Annotated in this window: 9 protein-coding genes, 1 tRNA gene and 2 pseudogenes; 4 read left to right on the forward strand and 8 right to left on the reverse strand. The window is 42.4% G+C overall.

From position 1 onward, the window contains the following. Position 1 precedes the first annotated feature (1 nt). Together OIT45_RS12475 and OIT45_RS12480 are read left to right on the forward strand one after the other, a co-directional pair. Entirely contained in the window at positions 2–829 is an 828-nt protein-coding gene (locus tag OIT45_RS12475) for an IS3 family transposase (protein ID WP_264329899.1), read from the forward strand. A gap of 300 nt (positions 830–1,129) precedes the next feature. Further along, positions 1,130–1,495, forward strand: a pseudogene (locus tag OIT45_RS12480) (ATP-binding cassette domain-containing protein); the annotation flags it as partial. Between the two features lie 289 nt (positions 1,496–1,784). Here the strand turns inward: OIT45_RS12480 and OIT45_RS12485 are convergent. Beyond that, positions 1,785–2,612 (reverse strand): IS3 family transposase, encoded by an 828-nt coding sequence (locus tag OIT45_RS12485; protein WP_264329899.1) that lies wholly within the window; start codon positions 2,610–2,612, stop codon positions 1,785–1,787. Positions 2,613–2,614: 2 nt separating this feature from the next. Next, positions 2,615–2,875, reverse strand: coding sequence for a transposase (locus OIT45_RS12490; protein ID WP_199404344.1), 261 nt, complete (start codon positions 2,873–2,875; stop codon positions 2,615–2,617). A gap of 277 nt (positions 2,876–3,152) precedes the next feature. Between OIT45_RS12490 and OIT45_RS12495 the strand changes: the two genes are divergently transcribed. Next, positions 3,153–3,800, forward strand: a complete 648-nt coding sequence (locus OIT45_RS12495) for a TetR/AcrR family transcriptional regulator (RefSeq protein WP_199404935.1) — start codon at positions 3,153–3,155, stop codon at positions 3,798–3,800. Positions 3,801–3,840: 40 nt separating this feature from the next. Here OIT45_RS12495 and OIT45_RS12500 read toward each other — a convergent pair whose 3' ends face one another. The 6 genes and pseudogenes from OIT45_RS12500 to OIT45_RS12525 form a co-directional block, all read right to left on the reverse strand. Beyond that, positions 3,841–4,197 carry a PH domain-containing protein gene (locus OIT45_RS12500; RefSeq protein ID WP_264340108.1) on the reverse strand — a complete coding sequence of 119 codons (357 nt, stop codon included), beginning with the start codon at positions 4,195–4,197 and terminating at the stop codon, positions 3,841–3,843. Between the two features lie 13 nt (positions 4,198–4,210). Continuing rightward, a complete protein-coding gene (locus OIT45_RS12505; protein ID WP_264339744.1) occupies positions 4,211–4,570 on the reverse strand; it encodes a TetR/AcrR family transcriptional regulator in 360 nt (119 codons plus the stop codon). 126 nt (positions 4,571–4,696) lie between these two features. Then, a tRNA-Arg gene (locus tag OIT45_RS12510) sits at positions 4,697–4,769 on the reverse strand. 107 nt (positions 4,770–4,876) lie between these two features. Continuing rightward, complete coding sequence (locus tag OIT45_RS12515) at positions 4,877–5,527, reverse strand: DNA alkylation repair protein (RefSeq protein ID WP_199404932.1); 651 nt, start codon at positions 5,525–5,527, stop codon at positions 4,877–4,879. 97 nt (positions 5,528–5,624) lie between these two features. Then, positions 5,625–6,005: a hypothetical protein gene (locus tag OIT45_RS12520; RefSeq protein WP_199404931.1), complete on the reverse strand. Its 381-nt coding sequence runs from the start codon at positions 6,003–6,005 to the stop codon at positions 5,625–5,627. Between the two features lie 230 nt (positions 6,006–6,235). Next, a pseudogene (locus OIT45_RS12525) lies at positions 6,236–7,406 on the reverse strand (DUF2075 domain-containing protein). Between the two features lie 166 nt (positions 7,407–7,572). Here OIT45_RS12525 and OIT45_RS12530 point away from each other — a divergent pair. Next, complete coding sequence (locus OIT45_RS12530) at positions 7,573–7,782, forward strand: hypothetical protein (protein WP_199404929.1); 210 nt, start codon at positions 7,573–7,575, stop codon at positions 7,780–7,782. Positions 7,783–8,075 lie beyond the last annotated feature (293 nt).

Here is an 8,075-nt window from a genome sequence, read left to right on the forward strand (position 1 = left end):
TTTGCGCGGTAGAAGTGTTGTTTTACCAATTATCCACAAAAATTTGGTACAGGGGCACCGCATCACACGCGTTCTGAGTGCTTTGAAAATTCCAATGTCCACTTACTCTGACTGGATCCATTGGGAGCCGAGCGCACAAGAAATACAACACAACAAATTGAGAATTGCCGTCGAATCAATTTACACAGCCAATAAAGGCATTTATGGTTATCGACGAATTGCTAAAACCATGCGCGACTTATTCAAACTAGCAATCAGCGACCGCTTTGTATGGCAATTGATGAGTGAAGCTGGCTTGAAATCGCGTATGCAAAAGCGATATAACAAGCCTACAACAGTCAATGACAAAGATCAGATGCCAAATCTCATTATCAATCTGGATGACCTAAGTGGCGTAATTACAACTGACATTACGTATATCCAGTTGACCGATAAGACATGGGTTTACATGGCTAGTGCATATGATCCGGAAGACCGTAAGGTGCTGTCGTATCGAATCGCAGATACGATGACAGCTCAACTAGCAACCTCAGTAATCGTTAAGGCGCTAAGACGAGGTGAAAAACCACTGTATGTGCATAGCGATATGGGAAGCCAGTATACCAGCGAATTGTTTGAAAATACACTGGAGTCCATAGGTATTAGGCACTCTTACTCCCGTAAAGGGCACCCTTACGATAATGCCCGCATCGAAAGTTTTCACTCGTTACTCAAGAGGGAGCTGATCTACCAACAGGATTTCGAGAGTATCGCTGATGTGCAAGCCGCTGTTGGATGGTACGTCAACTGGTATAACAACAATCGTATATCACTCCGTGATGCCGCCTAGACCAATTTCTAGATGACATAAACGCGATTATACAAATTTGCCTATACACCGGCGTTTACAAGCACTGACTTTGTGAAGTCCAAAAATCACTCTGACAAGTGCTTATTTGCTATACCCTCAGACTTGTGAAATTCAACAAAATCCAAACTAGACCACCGTAACTCCATAGCCTCCGGCAGGCACAGGGGCAAAACCCCTGGACCCCATTAAAAAATGACCCAAAATCTGTACGAAATCAGGTCATTTTGAAAAATTTTCGTGGTACGAGCCCTAGCGGGCTCTAAAAAGAGGTCCGGAGTCTTGACATCAGAGCCATTCGGCAAATTTCAAGCATTGCAAAATGTTTCCTTTGAAGTTCGCGAGGGTGAGGTATTTGGCTTTCTTGGACCAAACGGGGCTGGTAAGTCAACCACGATTCGTACAATTTTGGGATTGCTACACAAGGATGGTGGCGAAATCAAATTACTTGGTGAGGACGCAACGAAGAATGTTGTGAACGTTCACAAGCAACTAGCGTACGTACCGGGTGATGTGTTTTTATGGCCGAACTTAACCGGTGGTGAAATTATTGATTTGCTTTTGAAGCTGGGTGGCCACCAACGCACGGACAAAGTTGACGCACTAATCAAAAAGTTTGAATTGGCTCTGATGTCAAGACTCCGGACCTCTTTTTAGAGCCCGCTAGGGCTCGTACCACGAAAATTTTTCAAAATGACCTGATTTCGTACAGATTTTGGGTCATTTTTTAATGGGGTCCAGGGGTTTTGCCCCTGTGCCTGCCGGAGGCTATGGAGTTACGGTGGTCTAGTTTGGATTTTGTTGAATTTCACAAGTCTGAGGGTATAGCAAATAAGCACTGGTCAGAGTGATTTTTGGACTTCACAAAGTCAGTGCTTGTAAACGCCGGTGTATAGGCAAATTTGTATAATCGCGTTTATATCATCTAGAAATTGGTCTAGGCGGCATCACGGAGTGATATACGATTGTTGTTATACCAGTTGACGTACCATCCAACAGCGGCTTGCACATCAGCGATACTCTCGAAATCCTGTTGGTAGATCAGCTCCCTCTTGAGTAACGAGTGAAAACTTTCGATGCGGGCATTATCGTAAGGGTGCCCTTTACGGGAGTAAGAGTGCCTAATACCTATGGACTCCAGTGTATTTTCAAACAATTCGCTGGTATACTGGCTTCCCATATCGCTATGCACATACAGTGGTTTTTCACCTCGTCTTAGCGCCTTAACGATTACTGAGGTTGCTAGTTGAGCTGTCATCGTATCTGCGATTCGATACGACAGCACCTTACGGTCTTCCGGATCATATGCACTAGCCATGTAAACCCATGTCTTATCGGTCAACTGGATATACGTAATGTCAGTTGTAATTACGCCACTTAGGTCATCCAGATTGATAATGAGATTTGGCATCTGATCTTTGTCATTGACTGTTGTAGGCTTGTTATATCGCTTTTGCATACGCGATTTCAAGCCAGCTTCACTCATCAATTGCCATACAAAGCGGTCGCTGATTGCTAGTTTGAATAAGTCGCGCATGGTTTTAGCAATTCGTCGATAACCATAAATGCCTTTATTGGCTGTGTAAATTGATTCGACGGCAATTCTCAATTTGTTGTGTTGTATTTCTTGTGCGCTCGGCTCCCAATGGATCCAGTCAGAGTAAGTGGACATTGGAATTTTCAAAGCACTCAGAACGCGTGTGATGCGGTGCCCCTGTACCAAATTTTTGTGGATAATTGGTAAAACAACACTTCTACCGCGCAAAACTAATGTTTTGCCAGCAACACCGCCGCACGTTTTAAAATTTCGAGCTCTTCTTTCAAAATTGCGTTTTCCTTACGCAACTTCTTCAATTCATCAGCTGATATTGATTCGCCATTCACTTCTACAGGCGCATATTTTTTGACCCAATTCCGAATTGAATCGGCTGAAGGACCGTATTCCTTGGATAATTCATCGGGCCGACGGCCCGCTTTAACCATCTCCACGATGGACTTTTTAAAGTCCTCTTCATAACGTGTAACCATAAATAAAAATACTCCTATGATGATATTTTACCAAACTAGAAAAACTAGTCCGGAATCTCATCATAAGAGCAAATCGCTTCTGTAAATCCTTAACTACTAATACTTCGTCTCTCATAATATCGCCCTTTCAATTAACACGATTATTATGGTCCAAGTGTGGTATGCTTTACAACGAAAAGCAAACATTATTCATGATTTGTTTTAGTTTTAGGCCAAGATAACTAAACACACAACTTCTTATTCCTGAAAAAAGCCGTTATAGCGAGGAGCTTAACCGATGATATCTAAACGCGAACAAAACAAAGAAAAACGACGTGCCACCATTCTTGACAACGCCATCCACTTATTTGATCAACAAGGTTATGACGCAACAACCACCCGTCAGGTCATTCAGGCTGCCAATATGCCATCGGCGACTTTTTACCAATATTTTGCCGATAAGCACGCCGTCTTTAAAACCATTGCAATCAATGCCATCGATACTACCGTTTCCAAGTATGAAGCACAATTGGCGGATAAAGAGAACTTCACTGCACAAGATTTGGCTACGCTAATCAACCAAAAATTAGAACAAGGCCCCTTCTCTCCCCGTTTGATTGCTGACTTTACTAACGAATTTTCTGGTCAACATGGTGATTTTGATGTCTACAATTACTATCAAGAGCGGGTTAGAACATATTGGCGTCACTTGATCACGCGTCTGCGTCATTTGCACCTGATTAGTCCCACCTTGTCAGACGAAGCATTGATGTTGTATTTCCAAATGTGGATTTCTTTCTTCGGATCCAAAGAAAATATGAAACATTTCAATATGAATTTAATGCCAGATTTAATGCCCCAATTTTCTGAAATTTTTCTGTTCGGTATGCTTGATCCCGAGCAAAAAACGAGGGAGAATATGCTCACTGATATCCGTCATAACTAATAAAGCGACCTCATTTTCGAGGTCGCTTTATTAGTTTAGCCTACATCACACGTTGGTTAATCTGGTTCACAACATCCGCGCCATTATCAACGCTCAGAACTAAACGCACGTATTCTTCATCGTGCAGTTGAATGACAATGACGTCATCCTCACCAACTTCCGCATTATAAAATGTCTTTTCGCCATGCAGGATGAACGTACCGGCGTACTTTCCCGGAATCGATAACCCAGGCCAGCGAATCCCTTTGTAATCCGCTAAAACATCTTTATCCAAGGTTGCACCAGCTACGTGATAATAAGGAATGACCAACTCACTCTTAAAACTCCACATCTTATCAATGCCATTAACAGTAACCGTTAATGATTGTTCCCCAAAAGTAATTGAATTAATTGCCATAACACCCTCCCATTTAATTTGTCTTCGCCAAAATTACCGAACCAATTTTTAGTGCCAATTCATTTTTATCCGCGGTTGCTAAATATTTTTTGAAAAAGTCTTTCACAACCGGATTATTTGGCGCCACCTCTAACAATCCCACAATAACAAAGTCTAATTGTTCATCCGTCAATTTGGTGATAGGTGGCAACTGCTCTAACCCTGCAACAAAAATGCCTAACTTACTACCATATGCCGCATATAAACTGCCACGTAGTAAACCTGATACCGTCACTAATTCAGAAACCGACGCGCCTTCGTATCCGTGACCTGTGAAGACCGGCATTAATTTAACGGCCATCGCAGCCTTGTCAAAATTCCGTTGCCTTGTCATGAAATCTCCTTTCAAAACGTTTAATTGACCAATCGTTCAACAATATTATAAATGATATTTGAACGATTGGTCAATTATCAGACTAAAAAAACGTCACATCATGTTACACGATGTGACGTTTCATTATGGGCCTAGCAGGACTCGAACCTGCAATACCCGGTTCGTAGCCGGGGTGTTTATCCAATTAGCATATAAGCCCAATATTTAATTCGTTGCCTCAACAACATAATTAAATATACGCCCTTTGTTTTTGTTTGTAAAGTCTAAAACCTCAAAAAAGTAATTATTTTTTTGCAGGTCATTATCCTACACATATTTGCTACCTTCACGAATTGATAATGGCGCCATTTCGCTTTCATTGGTTGCAATAAACTCACGCACCCAATCAGGATTTGTTTTACTATACTGACGTAATGCCCAGCCGATTGCTTTGTTAATGAAAAACTCAGACGAACCAAAATTAGCAGTTAGGATTTCCGTCATTAACGCTGTATCCGTTTGATCCTTCAGAAACAATTGATGAAGAATCGCCAAACGACGCACCCAAAAGTCATCATGTCGACTCCAAGCCAACATCGTTGCTTTTGTTTCAGGATACGTGCCAACAATATGGCCAACTTCGTGCGCCATGTTATCAACTGTATCCCACCATGACTTACGCATCGCCAATGCTTGGAAACGCGCTAAATCAGCAGGAACCAACAAATCCATCTGTGCTTTCAACATATCCAAGGCCACATATTGGTATTCACGGGCATCTTGTTCCCAAGCATCCTCTACAAAATCCCAGTCAATCACGCCAATTTGCTTGGCAGCCTTGATAAACGGTTTGGTTAACTCTCGGCGAACTGGTGTTTTAATTCCTAAAAACTGAAACTGATTGCGTTGATACGCAGCCATCCCCACTGCCGTTTCCGGATCTGCATGCGCCTTAAGTAGATCAAATACATCTTGCATAGCGCACCTCCCTCGTATTATTAAGCACAAGTATAACAAAATAAAACACCCAACCTCGTATCCAAACAAAGTTAGGTGTTAAAAGTCATATTTTAAATTAAGCAGCTGCGTTTTCAATAACAGCCAAAACGTTCGCACGGTAGTCTGACGACTCATCATTCAAACGGCACATTTCGTAGTAGGCATCCTTGTAGTCAAAACCATCACGACGCGTTGCAGCGTAAACCATCAACAAGTTGCAAGCATCTTCAGTTGAATCAAGATCACGTAGCGTCTCACCGGCTTCGATAGTACGGATATCTGACATGTAGTCTTCGTAATCAAACGTATACCATGTTTGCATTTGCTCCAAAACTGGGGCAGCCCAACCTTCTTCACGAACAACAGATGAAACCGTTTGGCCAGCGCGCAACTTGCGTAGCACATTGTTGAAGTGGTTGTTTACATTAATAATATTCGTCGTCATCACAGCAGTCATGTCGTTTACCTCTAAATCATTTTTATCAATGCATTAACTATAGCACTAATTTGTGAAAAAAGGAACAAATAAACGCCGGAAACGCCGTTGTATACGCTTACATGGCTATTTCAATTTGTGAAAACGTTATCATTATCGCGGATTTGATAGTTTTCCAGCAACGCACTAGTTAATCTTTATAGCACAGACAAAAACGCGCTTAGCCGACTAGCTAAACGCGTTAATTAGATTTACTTATTTTCTTCTTGCAATTCAAGCAAACGTGCACGCAAGGCGTCATCGTATGCCGTCAAGTACAAGCCATACTTACCACGCTTAATCAAGACATTCAAAACGTTGGCAATAAAGGCCTTGTATTCTTTTTCTGTGAACTTACGGTCTTGACGCTTCTTGAAAATTTCCTTGTGAGAATACTTTTCAGGAATAATCGTCACGCTATCCGTCTTAGGATCGTAACCAAATGAAGGACCGATAATCATCCCCAAATAGTTCAAATCGAATCCTTGCAACGTATAAATCGTTCCAACTTGCGTAATTGAACCCTCACGCTTGGCCCAGTGCGTACGTTGTGGATCCCACTCGTCCCAAGGCAAGTTAAACGTATCCATTTCAACGTTGTGGCGTCCATCAATACGTGGGAATCCTGACGTTGCAACAACACGACTTTGACCGAATTCCTTGTTCTTCGCCTTAATGGCTTCGTACAAATCACCCGCCTTGTCAAAGACCTTGAATTCAAAATCAGAATTGTTTGGGAATGGGTGCAATGGCTTTTCAGCCGTCAAATCATCCATCCAGTCCACTTGTTCTTGGCTGGCCACCATACGGTATTGGAAGTCCATGTCGAATTGGTGATATGGGTGCTTGCCAATCGTCTTAAATAGCAAGTCCTTATCCCAGTACATCTTTGATTGGAACACTTGGGCGAAGTCGTAAACCACGACCACAACCTTAGCCAAATCCATCAAGTCCTGCAATTGGTTTTCACCATTGTAGTGCATGTATGGCTCTGGCTTTGACAATAGCAAGTGCGCTTCGTCAACGAAAATAACATCGTACTTCCAGTTACGCTTTTGCGCGTTGTTAATCAATGGCGTCGGACGCGTAATGTCCTTATCGCGCATACCTGGAATATCAACGGCCAAATCCTTGTAGGCCTTGAATAGCTCAGGGTGGTTAACAACCAATGCAGTCTTGTAACGCTTATCAGTCATATACTTGGTAACCAAGTTCATCAAAACAACTGACTTACCAGTACCGGCAGCACCTTGGATAATGGCCACGCGGTGAATCATTTTGCTTCAAACCATCCCCAATGTAGGCGTTCATGTTAGAAATAACGGCTTCTTGTTGCGCTGATAGATTATCAACGAAAAATTGTTCTTGTAAAATCTTATTCATAATGCTTTCAATTATACAACGTGCACGCCCATTAAGCCACGAAGCTTCCTGACAAAAAATACATATACATTTGTGCCATTTCTAGCACTTTGCCCCTGTCATGACTGACAACCTGCCCAACGTCATGTATCCTAACAGCAATAAATCAGTTCAGGAGGAACCAATCATGCTATCCATTCAAACAATTTTGACATACGGAGTCATCATTCTAGCCATAATTCTTGTGATTTCAGGTATCGTTGGCATCGTGAACTACATCCGTAAGAACGCTGGGCATGTCACATTTGCCGGCGTGATGAAGAGTTTCTTCAAAGGCATTGGCTGGCCATTCATTTGGATGATTGAATTCGTCGGCTTGGCAATTACATTCTTATAAGCGCAACTCATTAACAACAGATTCCCCAGTGAACAACGCCACTAGGGACCATTCCGTGCATGTTTTTTTCATTCCACTCCGAATTACCACCATGTCCAGACATAATCGTTCTGGACGGTCTCGATCACCTTCCACAAATAGTGAGCGCCGAATGTATCTGTAAACGTTTCGATTGAAATCTCGCGCAGCTCATTCACATCAGCTACAGTTAATCGCTCTAAGTGTCGTCGTCATATTTCTCTCCTAATACTCTCGTTGGTGGCCTTTCTTACCGCATTCCAGTCACTTGCAAC

The sequence above is a fragment of the Weissella sp. LMG 11983 genome, from assembly GCF_025908495.1.
In the GTDB taxonomy this organism is placed as follows: Bacteria; Bacillota; Bacilli; order Lactobacillales; family Lactobacillaceae; genus Weissella; species Weissella fermenti.